The organism is Amycolatopsis nigrescens CSC17Ta-90 (assembly GCF_000384315.1).
GTDB lineage: Bacteria > Actinomycetota > Actinomycetes > Mycobacteriales > Pseudonocardiaceae > Amycolatopsis > Amycolatopsis nigrescens.
This window is the reverse complement of the sequence record NZ_ARVW01000001.1, coordinates 6,285,173-6,305,595: the sequence shown is the minus strand read 5'-3', so window position 1 is coordinate 6,305,595 and position 20,423 is coordinate 6,285,173. Positions and strand designations below refer to the sequence as shown.

Below are 20,423 nucleotides of genomic sequence, written 5' to 3'. Positions count from 1 at the left end.
CGTGACTGAAGTCACTCGACCCGACTACGCTGATGCGCCGCAGCCGTCAGCCGAGGAGGTCCGGAAATGCCCGGGCAGCAGATCGCGGTCGTCTCCCGTGTGTCCACCGAAGGCATCGACCCACCGGACCGGGTGGACTTCTGGGAGGACTACAACCGGCAGGCGCTGGTCGGGCTGACCTGCTCGCCGTACTCCGAGCACGGGCTGCTGGCCAGGCAGACCAACCTGCGGCTCGGCGAGCTGCGGCTGGCCGACATCGCCGGCAACGAGCACGTCATCGAGCGCACCCCGCGGATGTGCCGGCTGCAGCCGAAGGACTCGGTGTTCGCCAGCCTGCTGGTCAGCGGGGACGCGGTGTTCTTCCACGGGCAGGGCTGTTTCACCGTGACCGGCGGCGACCTGGTGCTCTACGACACCCGGCAGTCCTACCTGTTCGGCTTCTCCTCCCCGATGCGCCAGCTGCTGGTGGACATCCCGCGCTCGGTGTTCACCGAACGCTGCCTACCCGGTGGGGTGCCGGCGCCGATGGTGTTCGGCCGCGAGTCCGCCGCTGAGGGTGCGATCGTGTCCACCCTGCGCAGCACACTGGCCGGGTTCGCCGCAGGTGCCCGCGAGCGGGACGAGGACACCGTGCTGGACCTGGTGCAGTCGCTGGCCGCGCCGCGGGCTGGCGAGCATGTGCACGGCGGTCCGTCGCGGCTGATCGTGGCCAAGGACTACATCGAGCGCAACCTGGGCGACCCGCGGTTGTGCGCCGGTCAGGTCGCCGCCGCGCTGGACGTGTCCACCCGGCAGCTGAGCCGGATCTTCGCGGACGAGGGTGTCAGCCCGGCGCGGTACGTCCTGCACCGCCGGCTGGACCGCGCGCACCAGGAGCTGCGCCGGCACAGCGACGGCACCATCGCGGAGCTGGCGTTGTCCCTCGGGTTCATCAGCCAGGCGCATTTCACCCGGGTGTACCGGCAGCGCTTCGGCCACACCCCCGGCCAACTGCGGTCGTGATCAGAGGCGTTCGATGATGGTGACGTTGGCGGTGCCGCCGCCTTCGCACATGGTCTGCAGGCCGTAGCGGCCGCCGGTGCGCTCCAGCTCGTGCAGCAGGGTGGCGAACAGCTTGCTGCCGGTGGCGCCGATCGGGTGGCCGAGCGCGATACCGCCGCCGTTGACGTTCACCCTGGCCGGGTCCGCGCCGGTCTCCTCCAGCCAGGCCAGCACCACACTGGCGAAGGCCTCGTTCACCTCGAAAAGATCGATGTCCTCGATGGCCAGGCCGGTTTTGCGCAGCGCGTGCGAGGTGGCCGGGATCGGGCCGGTCAGCATCCACACCGGGTCCGCGGCCCGCACGCTCAGGTGGTGCACCCTGGCGCGCGGGGTGAGCCCGTGCTCGCGGACGAAACCCTCGGACGCGAGCAGCGCCGCGCTCGCGCCGTCGGAGATCTGGCTGGCCACCGCGGCGGTCAGCCGGGAGCCCTCGGCGAGCGGCTTCAGCCCGGCCATCCGCTCCAGGCTGGTGTCCCGCCGCGGCCCCTCGTCGTGCACCAGCCCGCCGAACGGCACGATCTCCCGGTCGAACCGGCCCTCGTCGATGGCGGCGATCGCCCGCTGATGGCTGGTGTAGGCGAACTCCTCCATCGCCTCGCGGGAGATGTCCCAGTGCCCGGCGATCATGTCCGCGCTGCGGAACTGCGAGATCTCCGTCGAGCCGTACCGCTCCTGCCAGCCCTTCGAACCCGAGAACGGGTCCGGGAAGCCGTACTCCCGCCCGGCCAGCATCGCCGCGCTGATCGGGATCTGGCTCATGTTCTGCAGCCCGCCCGCGACCACCAGGTCCATCGTGCCGCTGAGCACGGCCTGCGCGGCGAAGTGCACGGCCTGCTGGCTGGAACCGCACTGCCGGTCCACCGTCACCCCCGGCACCTGCTGCGGGAGGCCGGCGGCCAGCCAGGCGGTGCGGGCGATGTTGCCGGACTGCGAGCCGAGGGTGTCCGTGCAGCCCATGATCACGTCGTCCACCAACGCCGGGTCGAAGTCGTTGCGCCGCACCAGTTCGGCGAGCACGTGCGCGCCGAGGTCGGCCGAGTGCACCCCGCTCAGCCCGCCGCCGCGCCTGCCGATGGGCGTGCGCAGCGCGTCGATCACATAGGCCTCTGGCATTTCGGCTCCCTACTGCTTCTTGACCGGACGGCGCCGGGTGGCGATCCCGTCCAGCAGGATTCCCAGGTACTGCTCGGCCACCGCGTTCGCGGACAGCGTGCCGCCGGGGTTGTACCAGCGGACCGCGACCCAGACGGTGTCCCGGATGAACCGGTAGACCAGCTCCACGTCCAGATCGGCGCGGAACGCGCCCTCGGCCACCCCGCCGGCGAGGATCTCGTTCCACAGCTTGCGGAACTCCGCGTTGCGGTCGTTGAGGTAGCCGAACCGGGGGAACTGCATGAGGTGCTTGGCCTCGTTCTGGTAGATGGCCACCTCGGCCGGATGCGCGTGGATCGACTCGAAGGAGGCGACCACCACCGCCTCCAGGGTCTTCCGCGGGCCGAGCCCGGTCGCCACGATGTCGGCGTAGGTGCCGAAGAGCTCGTCGAGGAAACCGGTCAGGATCTCGTCCGCCATCGACTCCTTCGAGTCGAAGTGGTGGTACAGGCTGCCGGAGAGGATCCCGGCCGCGTCGGCGATGTCGCGAACCGTGGTGGAGACGAAACCGCGGTCGGCGAACAGCCGCGCCGCGATGGCCAGCAGCTCACCGCGGCGACCGGAGACCGACGACCTGGCCGCTTGTTTGCTCATGACTCCCTCACGCGTGCTGGCTGCTTACGGAAACGACCTCGCCGGTGAGATAGGACGAGTAGTCGCTGGCCAGGAATACCATCACATTGGCCACCTCCCCCGGTTCCGCCGCCCTGCCGGAGACCTCGCGCCCGGTCAGCTCTTCGAGCAGTTCCTCAGACGTCACCTTGGCCAGGAAGGGATGCATCGCCAGGCTCGGCGCGACCGCGTTCACCCTGATCCCGTGCGGCGCCGCCTCCACCGCCGCGCACCGGGTCAGCGCCATCACCCCGGCCTTGGCCGCCGCGTAGTGCGCCTGCTCGGCCTGCGCCCGCCAACCGATCACCGAGGCGTTGTTCACCACCACCCCGCCGTCACCCTGCTCGATGAACCGGCGCAGGGCCGCCCTTGTCATCCGGAAGGTACCGGTCAGCGTCACGTCCAGGACCCGCTGCCACTCCTCGTCGGCCATGTCCACAATGGACTTCGACCCGCCGAGGCCTGCGTTGTTCACCAGCACGTCGATCCGGCCGAACCGCGCCACCGCGCCGTCGACCAGTCCCTGAACCTGGGTCTCGTCGGTGACGTCGCAGACGATCGGGTGCACCTCGCCCAGCTCGCCGAGTTCGGCCGCCTTCTCCGCGAGCCGCCGTTCGTGCCAATCGCTGAGCACCACCCGCGCGCCCTCCAGCAGGCCGCGCCGCGCCACCGCCGACCCGATCCCGGTGCCGGCCGCGGCGGTCACCACGACCACCTTGTCCCGCAACAACTCGCGGCCTGCCAAGTCCTTCGGCACCGGTATCATTGACGCACCTCTCGCGGTAACCCGAGCACCCGCTCGGCGATGATGTTGCGCTGGATCTCGTTGGAGCCGCCGTAGATGGTGTCCGCGCGGCTGAACAGGTACAGCCGCTGCCACTCGTCCAGCTCGTAGGGCGCGCCCTCGGTGACCAGCGACCCGGCCCCGCGCACCAGCATGGCCAGCTCGCCAAGCGAGCGGTGCCAGTTCGCCCAGACCAGCTTGGACACCTCGGCCACCCCGGTCGCCGGATCACCGAGGGTGCGGACCGCGTGCGCGCGCATCACCTCGAGCCCCATCCAGGCACGGGCGATCCGGTCCGCGACCACGGGATCGGCGGCGGCCCCGGTCGACTCGGCCAGTTCGGTCAGCGCGCGCAGCTCCCGGCGGAAACCCACCTGCTGCCCGAGGGTGGCCACCCCGCGCTCGAAGGCCAGCGTGCCCATCGCCACCCGCCAGCCCTGTCCCGGCTCGCCGACCACCAGATCCGCTGCGGTCCGCGCGCCGTCGAAGAACACCTCGTTGAACTCCGAGGTGCCGGTGAGCTGCCGGATCGGCCGCACCTCGACCCCGGGCTGGTCCAGCGGCACGAGCAGGTAGGACAGGCCGTGGTGCCGTTTCGAGCCGGGCTCGGTGCGGGCCAGCACGAAGCACCAGTCCGCCTCCTGCGCCAGCGACGTCCACACCTTCTGCCCGCGCAGCACCCATTCGCCACCGTCCAGCGCCGCCGTGGTGGACACCGCGGCCAGGTCCGAACCGGCGCCGGGCTCGGAGTAGCCCTGGCACCACAGCTGTTCCACCCGGACGATCGGCGGCAGGAACCGGCGCTGCTGCTCGGGCGTGCCGAAGGCGATCAGGGTGGGTCCGAGCAGTTCCTGGCCGAGGTGGCTGACCTTCGCGGGCGCCCCGGAACGGGCGTACTCCTCGTGGAAGATCACCTGCTGGGCCAGGGTGGCCCCGGCGCCGCCGTGCGCCACCGGCCAGCCGAGGCAGTTCCAGCCGGCCTCGGCGAGGTGCCGCTCCCATGCGACGCGCTCGGCGAAGGCCTCGTGCTCGCGGCCGGGGCCGCCGAGCCCGCGCAGCCCGGCGAACGCCCCGGCCAGGTTCCGCTCCAGCCAGTCGCGCACGCGCGCCCGGAACTCGGTGTCCGGCAAGCCCGGAAGGTCCTCTGACAACGCCGCTCCTCTGTTCAAAACAGGCGGTCATGCGTAGGCTACCCTACCAAGCACTTGCTAGGGAGACGCAATGGAAACCATCCCGGCCGCGCTCGCCCGTGCGGCACAGCGGTTCGGCCACCGGGAGGCACTCGTCGACGGCCCGGTTCGGCTCAGCTATGCCGAGCTGCGCCAGCGGGTGCGCCACTGCGCGGGAGTGTTCGCCGCGGAGGGCGTCTCCCCCGGCGACCGGGTGGCGATCTGCTCGCCCAACACCCACCACTGGGTGATCGCGGCGCTGGCCGCCCAGTACGCGGGCGCCACCCTGGTGCCGATCAACACCCGGTTCACCGGACCCGAGATGCGGGACGTGCTCGAGCGCAGCGAGGCCGTGGCGCTGGTGGTGGCCGGGGAGTTCCTCGGCGTGGACCGGCTCGCCGAGCTCGGTGACGCCCGGCCACGCACGGTGCTGCGCGTGCCGGTGGAGGGCGAGCCCGAGCCGACACCCGGCGTGCTGGACTGGTCCGCGCTGGAAAGTCGCGAAGTCGACCTGGCCGAGGTGGACGCCCGCGCGGCGGCGGTCCGGCCCGGCGACGTGAGCGACATCCTGTTCACCTCCGGCACCACCGGCCGCAGCAAGGGCGCGATGAGCAGCCACCGCCAGGCGCTCGGGGTGGCCGAAGCCTGGGCCGAATGCGGCGTGCTCGGCGAGCGCGACCGGTATCTGGTGATCAACCCGTTCTTCCACAGTTTCGGCTACAAGGCGGGCATCCTGGCCGCGCTGCTGCGCGGCACGACACTGCTGCCACAGCTCACCTTCGACGCGGAGAAGGCGATGCGGCTGATCGCCGCGGAGCGGGTCACCGTGTTGCCGGGGCCGCCCACCATCTACCAGGTCATGCTGGACTCCCCGGCCCGCGCCCGCTACGACCTGTCCAGCCTGCGGCTCGCGGTGACCGGCGCGGCCACGGTGCCGGTGGCGCTGGTGGAGCGCATGCAGTCCGAGCTCAGCTTCCGCACCGTGCTCACCGCGTACGGGCTCACCGAAGCGGTGGTGGTCACCATGTGCCGCCCCGACGACGACGCGCGCACCGTCGCGCACACCTGCGGCCGGGCCACCGCCGGGTTCGAGATCAGGATCGCCGAGTCCGGCGAGATCCTGCTGCGCGGGCCGAACGTGATGCTCGGCTACACCGGTGACCCGGCCGCCACCGCGAAAGCGATCGACGCGGACGGCTGGCTGCACACCGGGGACGTCGGGGCGGTGGACGAGCGCGGCTACCTCAGCATCACCGACCGGCTCAAGGACATGTACATCTGCGGCGGTTTCAACGTCTACCCGGCGGAGGTGGAGCAGGTGCTGGCCAGGCTGCCCGGGGTGGCCGAGTCCGCGGTGGTCGGGGTGCCGGACGATCGGCTCGGCGAGGTCGGCCGGGCGTACCTGGTCGCCAGTCCCGGCGCCGAACCGTCCACTGAGGACGTTCTGGCGCACTGCAAGCGGAACCTGGCCAACTACAAGGTGCCGCGGCAGGTGGAGTTCCGCACCGCGCTGCCGCGCAACCCGGCGGGCAAGGTGCTCAAGCGGGTGCTCAAACAGGAGGCTTCATGAGCGAGGAAGTGGTCCGTTACGAGCGGCGCGGGCCGGTCGCGTTGGTGACGATGAACCGGCCCGAGTACCGCAACGCGCAGAACTCGGCGATGACCTACGCGCTGGACGACGCCTTCTCCCGCGCGGTGGACGACGACGAGGTCAAGGTGATCGTGCTCGCCGGCGCTGGCAAGCACTTCTCCGCCGGGCACGACATCGGCACCCCCGGCCGGGACGTGGACGTCTCCTTCGAACGCCGCGCGCTGCTGTGGTGGGACCACGTCGGGAAGTCCGGCGGGGACCAGCGGTTCGCCCGCGAGGCGGAGGTCTATCTCGGCATGTGCCGTCGCTGGCGGGAGATCCCCAAGCCGACCGTGGCCAGTGTGCAGGGCGCGTGCATCGCCGGCGCGCTGATGCTGGCCTGGGTGTGCGACCTGATCGTCGCCTCGGAGGACGCGTTCTTCGCGGATCCGGTGGTGCGCATGGGAATTCCCGGGGTCGAGTACTTCGCGCACCCGTGGATGCTGGGGCCGCGCGCGGCCAAGGAGGTGCTGTTCACCGGGCAGCGGTTCAGCGCCGCGCAGGCCAGGGAGTGGGGCATGCTGAACCGCGTGGTCCCGCGCGAGGACCTCGAAGCGGAGACGCTGGCGCTGGCGGAGACCATCGCCGAGATGCCCTCGTTCGGGCTGGCGCTGGCGAAGAAGGCGGTCAACCAGGCCGAGGACCTGATGGGCCTGCGCAACGGCATGGACTCGGTGTTCGGCCTGCACCACTTCGCGCACGCGCACAACGCGGAGCTCTCCGGCGGCGACTCGCTTGGCGGGCAGGACGCCAGGTCCATGCGCGACGCGAACAGGAAACCGTGATGGATCTCGAACTGGACGCGCACGCCACCGCGTTCCGCGACGAGGTGCGCGGCTGGCTCGCCGAGCACGTGCCGAAGCGGCCGCTGCCCTCCTTCGACACCCCGGAGGGTTTCGAGCGGCATCGCGAATGGGAGGCGCTGCTCGCGGACGCGCGGCTGTCCGTGGTGTCCTGGCCGGAGAAGTTCGGCGGCCGGGGCGCGAGCCTGCTGGAGTGGGTGCTCTTCGAGGAGGAGTACTACGCGGCGGGCGCGCCGGCGCGGGTGAGCCAGAACGGCATCTTCATGCTCGGGCCGACGCTGTTCTCCCACGGTACCGCCGAACAGCAGCGGCGGGTGCTGCCGGCGATGGCCACCGGCGAGCAGATCTGGGCGCAGGCATGGTCCGAGCCGGAGGCCGGCAGCGACATCGCCGCGCTGCGCAGCACGGCGGTGCGCACCGAAGGCGGCTGGCTGCTCTCGGGCCAGAAGACCTGGAGCTCGCGGGCGGCGTTCGCGGACCGCGCGTTCGGCCTGTTCCGCGGTGACCCGGAAAGCAGCCGGCACCGCGGGCTGACCTACTTCATGATCGACCTGCGCGCCGAGGGCGTGCGGGTGCGCCCGATCGCCCAGCTGGACGGCGAACCGGGGTTCGCGGAGATCTTCCTGGACGACGTGTTCGTGCCGGACGCGGACGTGATCGGCGAGCCGGGGCATGGCTGGCGGGTGGCGATGACCACCGCGAACAACGAGCGCGGCCTGTCCCTGCGCAGCCCGGGCCGGTTCCTGGCCGCCGCAGATCGCCTTGTCGACCTCTGGCGCCGCACGGCCGACCGGGGTGACACGGCGCTGGCGGAACGGGTCGCGGACGCGTGGATCGGCGCTCGGGCGTACCAGCTCTACACCTTCGGCACGGTGACCAGGCTCGCCGACGGCGGCGGGCTGGGCCCGGAATCCAGTGTGAACAAGCTCTTCTGGTCGCATCTGGACGTCTCGCTGCAGGAGACCGCGCTGGACCTGCTCGGGCCGTCCGCCGAAGTCCGGGACGAGGCGGGCTGGGTGGAGGGCTGGCTGTTCTCCCTTGCCGGCCCGATCTACGGCGGCACCGACCAGATCCAGCGGAACGTGGTCGCCGAACGGCTGCTGGGACTACCCCGAGGTGATCGATGAGGTTCGCGCTTTCCGCCGAGCAGCGGCAGTTCGCCGCCAGCATCGGTGACCTTCTGTCCGATTCGGACGTTCCGGCGGCGGCACGGTCGTGGGCGGCCGGCGAGCACGAGCCGGGGCTGCGGATCTGGCGGCGGCTGGCCGGGCTCGGCGTCACCGCGCTGACCGTGCCGGAACGCTTCGACGGGCTCGGCGCGGGCGCGGTGGACCTGGTGGTCGCCTTCGAAAAGCTGGGCTACCACGCGGTACCCGGTCCCTGGGTGGACACCGTCGCGGTGCTGCCCGCGCTGCTCGACGACGAGGTGCTCGCCACGGTCGCCGCCGGGGAGACCTTGGCCTCGCTGGTGTTCGCGCCGCACGTGCCCTACGCGCTGGACGCGGACGTGGCACCGACCCGGCTCGCGGTGGACGGCACCGGCCTGCGGGTGTTCACCCCTGCCAGACCGCTGACCTCGGTGGACCCGGTGCGGCGACTGTACGAAGTGGACTACGGCGAGCGGGTCGCCACGGTGTCCGATCCCGGCGCCGCCTTCGACACCGGCGCGCTGGCCACCGCGGCGCAGCTGCTCGGCGCCGGGCAGTGGCTGCTGGACGCGGCCGTTTCCTATGCCGGGCAACGGAAGCAGTACGGCAGGGCGATCGGCGAGTACCAGGCGATCAAGCATCTGCTCGCCGACGTGGCGACCAAATTGGAGCTGGCGAGGCCGCTGGTGCACGGGGCTGCGGTGGCGTTGGACGCGGGCGCGGCGACCGTGCCCAGGGACGTCTCCGCGGCGAAGGTGGCCGCCGCGGACGCGGCCTACCTGGCGGCGCGCACCGGGCTCCAGGTGCACGGCGCGATCGGCTACACCGCCGAGCACGTGCTCGGGCTGTGGCTGACCAAGGTGCGCGCGCTGGTCGGTGCCTGGGGCACCCAGGCGTTCCACCGGCGGCGGGTGCTGGACGCGGTGGCCGCCTGATGTTCACCGAGGAGCAGCAGGCGCTGCGCGAGACCGTGCGTGCGGTGGCCGAGCGCCACGACGACCCGTGGCCGGCGCTGCGAGACCAGGTGGGCGTGCCGGCGCTGGCGGTGCCGGAGCGCCACGGCGGGCTCGGTGCCGGGCTGCGCGAACTCCAGGTGGTGGCCGAGGAGCTGGGCCGCACGCTGGCCCCCGGCCCGTTCCTCGGCTCGGCCGTGCTGGCCACGCTCGCCCTGCTCGAAGCCGGCGACGAGGCGGCGAACGCCCGGCTGCTGCCGCGGCTCGCCGGCGGCGAGGTGGCTTCCCTGGCCTGGGCCGGCGCGAACGGCCGCTGGGCCATCGACACGAGCGGCACCGCCTGCACGGCCACCGACGAAAATGTGCTCAACGGCACCGCGCACTACGTACTCGACGGTGACCAGGCAGACATCCTGCTGGTGGTGGCCGGGCCGGCGCTGTTCGAGGTCGATCCGGCCGAGGCACGGCGCACCCACACCCCAGCCATGGACCAGACCAGGCGGCTGGCCACGATCGAACTCGACGGCGTGCCCGGTAGGCGGGTCGGCGACCTGCGGGCTGGCCTGGCCGGGGTCCGGGACGGGGTCTGCGCCGTGCTGGCCGCCGAGCAGGCCGGCGCCGCGGCCCGCGCACTCGAGCTGACCGTGGAGTACACCGGTCAGCGCCGCCAGTTCGGCCGCCCGATCGGCGGGTTCCAGGCGCTCAAGCACCGGATGGCCGATCTCCACGTGCTGGTGGAGACCGCGCGCTCGGCGGCATACGCGGCGACCGAGTCGAGCCGGCTGGCCGCGGTGGCGAAGGCGTACTGCTCGGAGGCGTTCAGCGCGGTGGCGGCGGAGATGATCCAGCTACACGGCGGGATCGCGATCACCTGGGAGCACGACGCGCACCGCTACTTCAAACGCGCGCACGGCAGCGCCCAGCTGTTCGGGCAGCCGCACGAGCACCTCGCCAGGGTCGGGCCCGACCGGGCGGAGCGGTAGGGACAACCCCCCGGCGAACCCGGGTGCGCACGGGATTACCGGACGATCACCACCGGCCCAGACTCGGGCAGGTGACCATCGACGAACTTCCCCCACCGGCCGGCCCTGCCACCGGCAGCGACTTCTCCCGCCTCGCCCAGCGGATCACCAAGGCCGGCCTGCTCGACCGGCGCCCCGGCTACTACGTCGCCAGGATCGGCATCGTGGCCGGGCTGTACCTCGCCGGGCTGGCCGCCTTCTTCCTGATCGGCGACTCCTGGTGGCAGCTCGCCATCGCCGCCTTCTTCGCGATCATGTTCGCCCAGGTCGCGCTCGTCTCCCACGACATCGCGCACCGCCAGGTCTTCCGCACCCGGCGGCCGAGCCAGGTCGCCGGCTGGATCACCGGCAACCTCGGCGTTGGCATGAGCTACGGCTGGTGGATGGACAAGCACACCCGCCACCACGCCAACCCCAACCACGAAGAACTCGACCCCGACGTCGATCCGGACATCCTGGTGTGGTCGACCGACCAGGCGAAAGCGGCCAAGGGGCTGCCCAGGTTCATCGGCCGCTGGCAGGCGTTCCTGTTCTACCCGCTGCTCACCCTGGAAGGCCTGAACCTGCACGTTTCCGGGTTCCGCGCGCTGTTCCGGCCGAACCTGAAGCACCGCGGCATCGAAGCGACCCTGCTGATCGTGCACGTGCTCGGCTACCTGGCCCTGCTGTTCCTGGTGCTCTCGCCGGACAAGGCACTGGCCTTCCTCGCGGTGCACCAGGGCCTGTGGGGCGTCTACATGGGCTCGGTGTTCGCACCGGGGCACAAGGGCATGCCGACCCTGAAGGCCGGCGAGAAGCTGGACTTCCTGCGCCGCCAGGTGCTGACCACCCGCAACGTGCGCGGCGGGCCGGTCGTGGACATCGCGATGGGCGGGCTGAACTACCAGATCGAGCACCACCTGTTCCCCAGCATGCCGACCCCGCACCTGCCCCGTGCGCAGCGGATCATCCGCGAGTACTGCGCGGAGATCGACGTCCCGTACTACGAGACCGGGCTCATCGACTCGTACCGGCAGGCGCTGCGGCATCTGCACGAGGTCGGCGAGCCGATCCGGCTCGAGAAGGCCGGAAGCCGTTGACCCCCAGTGCAACGGCTGCCGTCGGCTGGATCGGTCGAACGGACGCGGTCCAGCCCTCAGCATGACCTGGCCGGGCCGGAGAGGGCAGGGTACGGTCCGCTGAGTGGACCCGGAGCAGCAGAGTCCGTTTCGCTCCGGTCGAGAAGATTGGAGTGGCCGGTCGGTGCGCGAGAACACAGCGGGCGGAGATCTGGGCAGGACCGCCGGGCGCGGCGTGCTGGAAGGCGCGTTCTCGCTGCTGGAGGGACTGGCCAAGGAAGGCGAAGCCGGGCTGACCAGGCTCGCCGCCGACGCCGGGCTGCCGAAGGCCACCGCACATCGGCTGCTCGACCAGCTCGTCGAGCTCGGCGCCGTGCAGCGCCGGTCGGGGCGGTACCGGATGGGCGCCAGGATGTTCCGGCTGGGACAAGCATGGCGGCCCACCCCGGTGCTGCGCGCGGCGGCGAAGCACCCGCTGCGCCAGCTGGCCACCGCCACCGGGAAGGCCAGCGTCTGCGTGGCGGTGCCGGACCAGGACAAGACCCTGATCGTCGGCGGGATGCGCGGCGAGGTGGACGAGGTGCTGCCGCTGCGGGCCGGGCTGCTGATCCCGCGCGGCACCGCGGCGGACATGCTGTTCGAGATGGAAACCCCGTCGACCGCCTCCCCGGAGCGCTACTCGGTGCCCGAGTGGAAACGGCTGATCGCCACCGCCCGCAACGAGGGACTGGCCTTCGGCTACGAAGGCGCCGTGCCCTCGGTGTACTGCGTGGCCGCGCCGGTGTGCTCGCCGTCCGGGCAGGTGGTGGCCGCGGTGGGCGCGTCGGTGTTCGACAGCTTGCGGATGAAGGCCATCGGCCCGGCCGTGCAGCGCGCCGCCGACCTGGTCAGCGCCAACCTGGCCCGGCTGCCCGAACCCGAACCCGCGGTCGCCTCGGTGCCGGAGGCCGGCTGAGCCGTGCCCGATCAGCCGAGTGTGGCGGCCAGGCTCGACCGGCTGCCGGTGACCCGCCTGCACCGTTATCTGATCGCCGTAGTCGGCGTCGCCACCTTCTTCGACCTGTACGACCTGTTCCTGGCCAGCACGGTCAGCACGGTGCTGAGCAAGGAGTTCGGCGTCTCCAGCGGGGAGATCAAGCCACTGCTCGCGTCCGCCTTCCTCGGCGCCTTCGTCGGCGCGCTCACGCTGGGCAGGCTGGCCGACCGGATCGGGCGGCGCCGGGCGTTCCTGCTGACCCTGGGCATCTACTCGCTGTTCACCTTGCTCGGCGCGTTCAGCACGGACGTCTGGATGCTGGTCGCCTGCCGGTTCGTGGCCGGGATCGGGATCGGCGCCGAACTGCCGCTTGCCGACGCCTACCTTGCCGACCTGCTGCCGGCGAAGTCCCGCGGCCGGGCCACCGCGTGGGCTTACACGATCGGCTTCTGCGGGGTGCCCGCGGCCGGGTTCCTCGCCATGGCGCTGGCCGGCGAAGCGCCGCTGGGGGTGGACGGTTGGCGGTGGCTGTTCGTGATCGGCGCGCTGGGCGCGGCGGTGGTCTGGGTACTGCGCGCCCGGCTACCGGAGTCGCCGCGCTGGCTGGCCGCGAACGGCCGGCACGAGGAGGCCGACCTGGTGGTCCGCCGGCTGGAAGCCGCCGCCCCGCAGCCGCTGGCCGAACCGGCACCGGCGACCCCCGTCGAAGAGCCGTGGCGGGCGAGCGCGCTGCTGCGCCCGCCGTGGCGCCGCCGTACCGTGATGCTCTACGTTTTCCAGCTGCTGCAAGCTTTCGGCTACTACGGTTTCGGTTCGCTGGTGCCGATCGTGCTCGCCGCGAAGGGCTACGGCCTGGTGCATTCGCTGACCTTCAGCGCGATCACCTTCCTCGGCTACCCGATCGGCTCGGCGCTGTCCATCCCGATCATCGAGCGGGTACAGCGGAAATGGCTGATCGTGGGCAGCGCGCTGGGCATGGCCGCGTTCGGCCTCGGGTTCGGCTTCTCCGGTTCGAGCGCGCTGATCGCGGTGCTCGGTTTCTGCTACACCGCCACCAGCAACGTGTTCTCGAACGCCTTCCACACCTACCAGGGCGAGCTGTTCCCCACGTCGCTGCGCGCGACCGCGGCCGGCTCGGCCTACTCGCTGTCCAGGCTGGCCACCGCCGCGATGCCGTTCGTGCTCATCCCGGTGCTGGAGGCCGGCGGCGCGGGCGCCATGTTCACCGTGGTCGCGGTCGCCATGGCCGTGCTGATCGCCGACATCGCCCTGCTCGGCCCCCGCACCACCGGCCGCCCCCTGGAAGAAATCGCCGCGCACCGGTGAACTAGCCCGGTGCTCGTCCGTGGCCGTCCGGGAGCGGTTTCGGACCGGCGAGTTGCACCAGTACCGCACCGGTGAGCAGGATCGCCGCCCCGGCCAGCTGCGCCGGGCCGAGCGCCTGACCGAGCAGCAGCCAGGCCAGCACGGCGGCGACCAGCGGTTCGACCAGTGCCAGCACGCTGGCCAGCGCCGAGGGCAGCTCGCGCAGCGCCCGCAGTCCGGCCAGGTAGGGCAGCACGGTGCCAACCACGGCGAGCGTCAGCAGCGCCAGCCACGCCGGGATCCGCAGGCCGTCGAGTACCGCGGGCGCGGTGAGCAGGCCCGTTGGCAGCGTCCACGGCGGGCTGACCGCGACCACCACCACCGCGCCGATCGCCAGCCCGGCCGCGGTCAGCCCGAACGAGTCGTGCCTGCTCGCGCCGTGCTCACCGAGCAGGAAGTACCCGGCCGAGCAGATCGCCGCGGCCAGCCCGGCGGCGACGCCGATCAGGTCCAGCCGGGCGCCCTGCCAGATCTCCGCGATCAGAGCCAGCCCGGCCACGGCCAGCCCGATACCCAGCCACACCAGCACGGACAGCCTGGTGCGCCGCACCACCCGCACCCAGAGTGCGACGAGCGCGGGCGCCAGGTTGACCAGCACCATCGCCACCCCGACCGGGACCCTGGCCACGGCCAGGAAGAAGAACAGCTGCACGCCGGCAACGCCGAGCAGCCCGTAGCCGAGCAGCAGCCACCGGTCGGCACGGCGGAACCGCAGGGCCCGCGGCCGCAGCACCGCGACCACCGGTGCCAGCAGCAGCGCAGCCAACGCGATCCGTACCGAGGTCACCGCGGCCGGGGACCAGCCCGCCGCCATCACCGCCTTGGCCAGCGGGCCGGAACTCGCGAACAGCACCCACGAAGTCAGGCTCAACCCGGTCGCCTGGCCCCGGCCCGGCGTCCGCGCGATCTTCCCCAGTCCGGCCACGCCCGCAGTGTGCCTACGGGATGACCGCGCTGAACAACGATTTTACCGCACCCCGACTATCCACACCGCAGCTACGGCTCACAGGCAAATGTTTTCCACCACCGTTGTCACTAGTTCGGCGCGTCGTGGTGAGCGGATCTTTTTGCTGCGGTTCTCTGCCGCAGAAAGCCGTAATGCCGCGCGTCCAATTTCACATTCCCCCGCCACAGCCCCCGCCGTCACCGCCTTCCGCAGGCCCAACGCCCCCCGCATGCCCTCCGTAGGGATTGCGACGCGGCTTGTTGGCCGGCGGCCGTGCTTCTTCCGGGAGGAAGATATCGGTAACCGCCAGTGCTACGGCAACCACCGACCCCAAGATGCCCATGAGCATGAAAAAGAACCATCCACCGTCGAACCCGCTAACTATATAGCCACAGATGAGCCCCAGGTCGATGATGGCGAAGACCACCGAGACGAGGATCGCGATGCGTTTCGCGCGGCGTTTCCTGCGCCACTCACGATCAGCAGCAGCGCTGTTCAGCTGGGCCCGTGCGCGCCTCGCGTGGATGCGGGGCTGGCGGTCACGGTAACGCCGGAGGCGTTTTCCCTTGCCCATTCCGCCTTCACCTCAGTTGCCGAGATGGTCACCCTCTCAGCTGTGGTCCACAGGACTGCACCCTCACCGGAGCCCCGACCACCAGCCCCATCGGCGTGCGATCCGGATCGTGCCAACTTGTGCTTGGCCCACGACTTCTTCCCGTCTTGGTGGTCGACGACCCTAATCCTGCCGCCTGGGACCAGTCCCGACGAGCACAACCACCCCGTTGGCGAAAGGTGACTGCGCAGCAACAGAAAGCATGAACAAGTGACAGATAGCTTGGTCTGTCACATCCGTCCGGCTCCGTGAAGGCCAGTTCACCCCATCGAGCAATCGAACTTGTGTTCGAGTATCGCTAGGGTGGGGTTATGACCAGCGGAAACGAGGCTTCAGGCGGGTGGTGGCGGCTCGATGGCCGCGCACTGGTCGCCGAGCTGCTCTCCCGTGAGCGGGAGAAGCGGCGTCTCGATGCCGAGCAGGGCCAGATCCTGGCCGAGCTGGATCGGCGGGGCGTGCGGGAAGCGACCGGGTACGGCACGCTCGCCGCGCTGCTCCAGGAGTCGTGCCACGTGTCCGCCGCCGAGGCGCGGGCCCGGGTCGCCCGCGCCCGCGCGCTGAACCCCGGACGAGATTTCGCGGGCACCGAACAGCCCGCACTCGCGACGGCCACCGCTTTGGCCGCGATGGAAGGTGCGCTGGGCGCCGGGCAGATCGACGCGATCCTCGCCATCCTCGGGCAGCTTCCGGACAGCACGGCCGAACACGAATGGGGGCTGGGCGAAAAGATCCTGGTCGACCTCGCCAGGACCGCCGGCCCCCGAGAGATCGCCGTGGCCGGTTGGCGGCTGCTGACCCGGCTCGATCCGGACGGCCCGGAACCGAACCATCGCGAGCCTGTCCCCGCCCGCCGGAAACTGGCCTTCGTCACCCATCGCGACGGCAGTCACGGTCTCAAGGCCACTTTGGACGATGAAACCTTCGCCCGGCTCAAAGCCGCGCTCGACCCGCTGGCGAAACCCCGTCCGGCGACCCCGGAAGAAGGCCCCGACACCCGAGGCCAAGGGGAACGTTATGGGGACGCGTTCGCGGAGTTCGTCGGCATCGGGATGGCCAACCCGGATCTGCCCGGCCAAGCCGGGGACACCACGCACATCGTGGTCACGCTGTCCTACGACGACCTGCGCCGTGAACTCGGCCGCGCGTGCCTCGACCTGGTCGGCGACATCAGCGCCACCGAAGCCCGGCTGTTGGCCTGCGACGCCACGATCATCCCGGTCGTCCTCGGCTCACACGGGGAACCGCTCGACGTCGGCCGGGCCCAGCGGCTCGCCACTCCGGCCCAGCGCCGGGCGTTGGCGATCCGGGACGGCGGTTGCGCGTTCCCCGGCTGCGACGCCCCACCCCAACGTTGCACCGCACACCACATCGTCTTCTGGGCCCACCACGGCGAAACGAAGATCGGCAACCTCGTGCTCCTGTGCGCCCGGCACCACCGGCTGATTCACCACTCCGACTGGGCGGTCCGCCTGGCAGCCGACGGACACCCCGAGTTCATCCCGCCCGGTTTCCTCGACCCCACCCGGGCACCCCGCCGCAACACCATGCATCCACCGCCGCGCTCCCGAACAGGCAGGTTCCGATCATGACTTTTCGGGGCTCAGTACCAGTCGTCGGGGCGGGGCCAGGTGAGCAGGGCGTCGAGGTCTTCGCGCACCGGGGCGGGGGCGGTATCGGGCTGGGTGACGGTGTAGCGGCCCCGGTAGAACAGCAGGGGGCGCGCGTCCGAGGTATCGGCGGAGCCGAGAGCGGTGACGCGGCCGACCACGACGTAGTGGTCGCCGGCTTCGTGCACCGCTTCCAGTTCGCAGTCGACCCAGGTCAGCACGCCGTCCAGCAGTGGCGAACCGGAAGGTGCCGGGTGCCAGGCGACCGAGCCGAACTTGTCCGCGCCGCGGGCGCCGAAGGTGTTGCTCACCTCGCGCTGGTCGTCCGCGAGCACGTTCACCGCGAACCGGCCGGCCCGCTCGATCAGCGGCCAGGTGCGGGATCCCTTGCCAGGACAGAACAACACCAGCGGCGGGTCCAGGGAAAGCGCGGCGAAGGACTGGCAGGCGAAACCGACCGGCTCACCACCCGCCGGTCCTCCGCCGCAGCCGGTGACCACGGTGACACCGGTGCAGAACTGCCCGAGCACCGCGCGGAAATTGGCCGGGTCGATCTCCGCGGCGATCGTCATCGCGGCCGCGCCCCGACCGAAAAGTCGTGGCCCCACAACGAAACCGCGGTGCTCTCCCTGGCGATCCAGCTCTCGTCGTCCACCGTGCGGCCCTCACAGCCGAACTCGACGTCGAAACCGCCGGGGGTCTTCATGTAGAAGGACAGCATCAGGTCGTTGACATGCCGGCCCAGTGTCGCGGACATCGGCACCTTGCGCCGGATCGCGCGGTCGAGGCAGAGGCCGACGTCGTCGGTGTTCTCCACCTCCACCATCAGGTGCACGATCCCGCTCGGTGTCGGCATCGGCAGGAAGGCCAGGCTGTGGTGACGCGGGTTGCAGCCGAAGAAGCGCAACCAGGCCGGGTCGCCGTCCTCCGGCCTGCCGACCAGCTGCGGCGGCAACTTCATCGAGTCGCGCAGCCGGAAACCGAGCACATCGCGGTAGAACCGCAGCGCTGCCTCGTCGTCGTGAGTGGACAGCACCACGTGGCCCAGCCCCTGCTCCTCGGTGACGAACCGGTGCCCGTACGGGCTCACCACGCGCCGATGCTCCAGGGCGACCCCGTGGAACACCTCGAGAGTGTTGCCGGACGGGTCCTCGAAACTGATCAGGCCATCCACCCGGCGGTCGGCGAGCTGCTCGGCGGTGCCCTCCTTGTACGGCACGCCGTTCGACTCCAGCCTGCCGCGGATCTCGTCCAGCTCGCCCGCATTCGCGGTCTCCCAGCCCGCCTGCGCGAGCCGATCCCGTTCGCCGGGGAAGACGACCAACCGCGCGGGAAAGTCATCCATCCGGAGATAGAGCGCGTCCGGGTCGGCACCCTTGCCCTCGATCATGCCGAGCACCTTGAGCCCGTATTCGCGCCACTTGGCCATGTCCGTGGCCTCGATGCGCAGATAGCCCAGTGAACGAATACCCATCACGAACCCCCGAGGAACGATACGGCGAGCCGGTTGAACTCTTCGAACTTCTCGAGCTGCGCCCAGTGCCCGCAGCGGCCGAACACGTGCAGCTGCGCACGCGGGATCAGCTTCAGCGCCAGCAGTGCGCCGTCCAGCGGGTTGACCCGGTCCTCACGGCCCCAGATCAGCAGCACCCGCTGCCGCAGCCGGTGCGCCTCACGCCAGAGCATGCCCTGCTCGAAGGTGTCGGGCTGGGCGAAGGACGCCCCCATCGCGCGCATCGCGTTCAGCGACTCCTCGCTGCTCGCGGCGGCGAACCGCTCCTCGATCAGCTCGTCGGTGATCAGCGACTGGTCGTAGACCATCACGCGCAGGAAGGCTTCGAGCTTTTCCCGGCTCGGCCCCGGCGGCGCGCTGAACCGGCCGAGGTTCTTGATGCCCTCGGTCGGATCCGGCGAGAACACGTTGACGCTGAGCCCGCCGGGGCCCATCAGCACCAGCCTGCCCGCCCGGTCCGGATGGTTCAGCGCCAGCCGCACCGAGGTGCCGCCGCCGAGCGAGTTGCCGACCAAGTGAGCCCGTTCGATGCCGAGCTGGTCCATCAGGCCGACCACCGCGTCCGCGCTGTGCGTGAAGTACTGCGGATGCTCGGTCGGCTTGTCCGAGCGGCCGAAACCGGGCTGGTCCACCGCGATCGTACGGAACGACTTGGCGAATACCGGCAGGTTGCGGCCGAAGTTGCTCCACGCCGACGCGCCGGGCCCGCCGCCGTGCAGCAGCAGCACGGTTTCCGCGTGCTCGGTGCCGGCTTCGTGGTAGTGCAGGCGGAGATCGCCTCGTACCTGGATGTACTTGCCTTCCATCGCTTACACCATCGCGTTTTCGACCGGGAGCCCGAAGGCGCCGGTACCGAACATCACGTAGGCTCGCTCCGCGTCGTTGGCCGCGTGCACCCGCCCGGCGTGCGCGTCCCGCCAGAACCGCTGGATCGGGGTGCCGCTGCGCAGCGCGCGGCCGCCGGAGTTCTCGAAGAGCCGGTCGATCGCCGAGATCGCCCGCTCGGTGCCGCGCACCTGGTCACGCCGGACCCGCAGCCGCGTCTCGAACGGCAGCTTCTCACCGGCGCACGCCCGCTGGTACAGCTCGTCGATGTTGTGCGTCAGCTGCAGCCAGGCCGCGTCGATCTCGCTGGCCGCCTCGGCGATCCGCACCTTGGCGAACGGGTCCTCTTTGGCCTGTTCGCCGGCGTAGGCGGCGCGGACCCGACTGCGCTGGTAGTCCACATGCGCGTCGTAGGCGCCCTGCGCCATGCCGATGATCGGGGCGGTGATGGTGCTGGGGTGCACCGAACCGTACGGCAGCTTGTAGAGCGGGCCGGGGTTGACGTCCTGGCCTGGGGTCCGGCATTTCGAGGTGGCCATGAAGCTCAGTGCGCGGTGCTGCGGGACGAACACGTCGTCCACCGCGATGTCGTTGCTCCCGGTGCCGCGCAGGCCGACGGTGTCCCAGACGTCGTCGATCCGGTAGTCGCTGATCGGCAGCAGGTAGGTGCAGAAGTCCACCGGCTTGCCATCGGCGTCGAACGCGGGCGCACCGAGCAGCACCCAGGTCGCGTGGTCGCAGCCGGAGGAGAAGCTCCACTTGCCGGTCAGCCGGTAGCCGCCGTCGACGACCTGCGCCTTGCCCATCGGGGCGTAGGAGGAGGAGATCCGGACGTCGATGTCGTCGGCCCACACCTCTTCCTGCGCCTTCCCGTCGAACAGGGCCAGGTGCCAGGGGTGCACCCCCAGGATGGAGGCCACCCAGCCGGTGGAACCGCAGGCGCTCGCGATCAGCTTGACCGCGGTGTAGAAGGTCACCGGGTCGGCCTCGTAGCCGCCGTAGGTCTTGGGCTGCAACAGTTTGAAGAAGCCGATCTCCTGCAGCGACTTGATCGACTCGTCCGAAATCCGGCGGGCGTCCTCGGTGTCCTGCGCCCGTTCGCGGAGGGTGGGCAGCAGCTCCCTGACTCCGGCGATCACCTCGTGGGTGCCCTGCTCGCTCATGCTCCGCCCCGTCCTCACTCGCCTAGATGGTCGTTTCTCAGCT

General features: G+C 70.9%; 20 protein-coding genes. 10 read left to right on the top strand and 10 right to left on the bottom strand.

The window, feature by feature from the left end:
• Positions 1-66 precede the first annotated feature (66 nt).
• Complete coding sequence (locus tag AMYNI_RS0130040; RefSeq protein WP_020671799.1) at positions 67-1,002, top strand: helix-turn-helix domain-containing protein; 936 nt, start codon at positions 67-69, stop codon at positions 1,000-1,002.
• On the opposite strand, the gene AMYNI_RS0130035 is transcribed toward AMYNI_RS0130040, so the two are convergent.
• The 4 genes from AMYNI_RS0130035 to AMYNI_RS0130020 are packed head-to-tail and all read right to left on the bottom strand — an operon-like array spanning position 1,003 to position 4,719.
• Positions 1,003-2,154 carry an acetyl-CoA C-acetyltransferase gene (locus AMYNI_RS0130035; protein ID WP_020671798.1) on the bottom strand — a complete coding sequence of 384 codons (1,152 nt, stop codon included), beginning with the start codon at positions 2,152-2,154 and terminating at the stop codon, positions 1,003-1,005. It abuts the gene before it with no gap.
• 9 nt (positions 2,155-2,163) lie between these two features.
• Positions 2,164-2,787, bottom strand: coding sequence for a TetR/AcrR family transcriptional regulator (locus AMYNI_RS0130030; RefSeq protein ID WP_020671797.1), 624 nt, complete (start codon positions 2,785-2,787; stop codon positions 2,164-2,166).
• Between the two features lie 7 nt (positions 2,788-2,794).
• Positions 2,795-3,571 carry an SDR family oxidoreductase gene (locus AMYNI_RS0130025; RefSeq protein ID WP_020671796.1) on the bottom strand — a complete coding sequence of 259 codons (777 nt, stop codon included), beginning with the start codon at positions 3,569-3,571 and terminating at the stop codon, positions 2,795-2,797.
• Entirely contained in the window at positions 3,568-4,719 is a 1,152-nt protein-coding gene (locus AMYNI_RS0130020) for an acyl-CoA dehydrogenase family protein (RefSeq protein ID WP_020671795.1), read from the bottom strand. The genes AMYNI_RS0130025 and AMYNI_RS0130020 overlap by 4 nt, the downstream gene beginning before the upstream one ends.
• A 91-nt stretch (positions 4,720-4,810) precedes the next feature.
• On the opposite strand from AMYNI_RS0130020, the gene AMYNI_RS0130015 reads away from it, so the two are divergent.
• From AMYNI_RS0130015 to AMYNI_RS0129980, 8 genes are all read left to right on the top strand, one after another.
• Positions 4,811-6,328, top strand: coding sequence for a FadD3 family acyl-CoA ligase (locus AMYNI_RS0130015; RefSeq protein ID WP_020671794.1), 1,518 nt, complete (start codon positions 4,811-4,813; stop codon positions 6,326-6,328).
• Entirely contained in the window at positions 6,325-7,173 is an 849-nt protein-coding gene (locus tag AMYNI_RS0130010; RefSeq protein ID WP_020671793.1) for an enoyl-CoA hydratase, read from the top strand. Before AMYNI_RS0130015 ends, AMYNI_RS0130010 begins: the two co-directional genes overlap by 4 nt.
• Positions 7,173-8,318 carry an acyl-CoA dehydrogenase family protein gene (locus tag AMYNI_RS0130005; protein ID WP_020671792.1) on the top strand — a complete coding sequence of 382 codons (1,146 nt, stop codon included), beginning with the start codon at positions 7,173-7,175 and terminating at the stop codon, positions 8,316-8,318. The genes AMYNI_RS0130010 and AMYNI_RS0130005 overlap by 1 nt, the downstream gene beginning before the upstream one ends.
• Positions 8,315-9,274, top strand: a complete 960-nt coding sequence (locus AMYNI_RS0130000; RefSeq protein ID WP_020671791.1) for an acyl-CoA dehydrogenase family protein — start codon at positions 8,315-8,317, stop codon at positions 9,272-9,274. The genes AMYNI_RS0130005 and AMYNI_RS0130000 overlap by 4 nt, the downstream gene beginning before the upstream one ends.
• Entirely contained in the window at positions 9,274-10,275 is a 1,002-nt protein-coding gene (locus AMYNI_RS0129995) for an acyl-CoA dehydrogenase family protein (protein ID WP_020671790.1), read from the top strand. The genes AMYNI_RS0130000 and AMYNI_RS0129995 overlap by 1 nt, the downstream gene beginning before the upstream one ends.
• 71 nt (positions 10,276-10,346) lie before the next feature.
• Positions 10,347-11,393, top strand: a complete 1,047-nt coding sequence (locus AMYNI_RS0129990; RefSeq protein WP_020671789.1) for a fatty acid desaturase family protein — start codon at positions 10,347-10,349, stop codon at positions 11,391-11,393.
• A 163-nt stretch (positions 11,394-11,556) separates the two neighbouring features.
• The gene (locus tag AMYNI_RS0129985; protein WP_020671788.1) at positions 11,557-12,327 is read left to right on the top strand and encodes an IclR family transcriptional regulator; all 771 of its coding nucleotides are present in this window, start codon (positions 11,557-11,559) and stop codon (positions 12,325-12,327) included.
• 3 nt (positions 12,328-12,330) lie between these two features.
• Entirely contained in the window at positions 12,331-13,674 is a 1,344-nt protein-coding gene (locus tag AMYNI_RS0129980) for an MFS transporter (protein ID WP_026361119.1), read from the top strand.
• A gap of 1 nt (position 13,675) precedes the next feature.
• Here the strand turns inward: AMYNI_RS0129980 and AMYNI_RS0129975 are convergent, their stop codons facing one another.
• Both AMYNI_RS0129975 and AMYNI_RS49285 read right to left on the bottom strand, forming a co-directional pair.
• Complete coding sequence (locus AMYNI_RS0129975) at positions 13,676-14,638, bottom strand: EamA family transporter (protein WP_020671786.1); 963 nt, start codon at positions 14,636-14,638, stop codon at positions 13,676-13,678.
• Between the two features lie 190 nt (positions 14,639-14,828).
• Positions 14,829-15,233: a hypothetical protein gene (locus AMYNI_RS49285; RefSeq protein WP_157357511.1), complete on the bottom strand. Its 405-nt coding sequence runs from the start codon at positions 15,231-15,233 to the stop codon at positions 14,829-14,831.
• Between the two features lie 350 nt (positions 15,234-15,583).
• On the opposite strand from AMYNI_RS49285, the gene AMYNI_RS0129970 reads away from it, so the two are divergent.
• Positions 15,584-16,861: an HNH endonuclease signature motif containing protein gene (locus AMYNI_RS0129970; protein ID WP_020671785.1), complete on the top strand. Its 1,278-nt coding sequence runs from the start codon at positions 15,584-15,586 to the stop codon at positions 16,859-16,861.
• 11 nt (positions 16,862-16,872) lie between these two features.
• Here AMYNI_RS0129970 and hsaB read toward each other — a convergent pair whose 3' ends face one another.
• From hsaB to hsaA, 4 genes are read right to left on the bottom strand one after another with little or no spacing between them, the layout of a single operon-like run.
• Positions 16,873-17,451 (bottom strand): 3-hydroxy-9,10-secoandrosta-1,3,5(10)-triene-9,17-dione monooxygenase reductase subunit, encoded by a 579-nt coding sequence (gene hsaB, locus AMYNI_RS0129965; RefSeq protein ID WP_020671784.1) that lies wholly within the window; start codon positions 17,449-17,451, stop codon positions 16,873-16,875.
• A complete protein-coding gene (gene hsaC, locus AMYNI_RS0129960; protein ID WP_020671783.1) occupies positions 17,448-18,353 on the bottom strand; it encodes an iron-dependent extradiol dioxygenase HsaC in 906 nt (301 codons plus the stop codon). The genes hsaB and hsaC overlap by 4 nt, the downstream gene beginning before the upstream one ends.
• Positions 18,353-19,198 (bottom strand): 4,5:9,10-diseco-3-hydroxy-5,9,17-trioxoandrosta-1(10),2-diene-4-oate hydrolase, encoded by an 846-nt coding sequence (gene hsaD, locus AMYNI_RS0129955; RefSeq protein WP_020671782.1) that lies wholly within the window; start codon positions 19,196-19,198, stop codon positions 18,353-18,355. Before hsaD ends, hsaC begins: the two co-directional genes overlap by 1 nt.
• A 3-nt stretch (positions 19,199-19,201) precedes the next feature.
• The gene (hsaA, locus tag AMYNI_RS0129950; protein ID WP_020671781.1) at positions 19,202-20,380 is read right to left on the bottom strand and encodes a 3-hydroxy-9,10-secoandrosta-1,3,5(10)-triene-9,17-dione monooxygenase oxygenase subunit; all 1,179 of its coding nucleotides are present in this window, start codon (positions 20,378-20,380) and stop codon (positions 19,202-19,204) included.
• Positions 20,381-20,423: the final 43 nt, after the last annotated feature.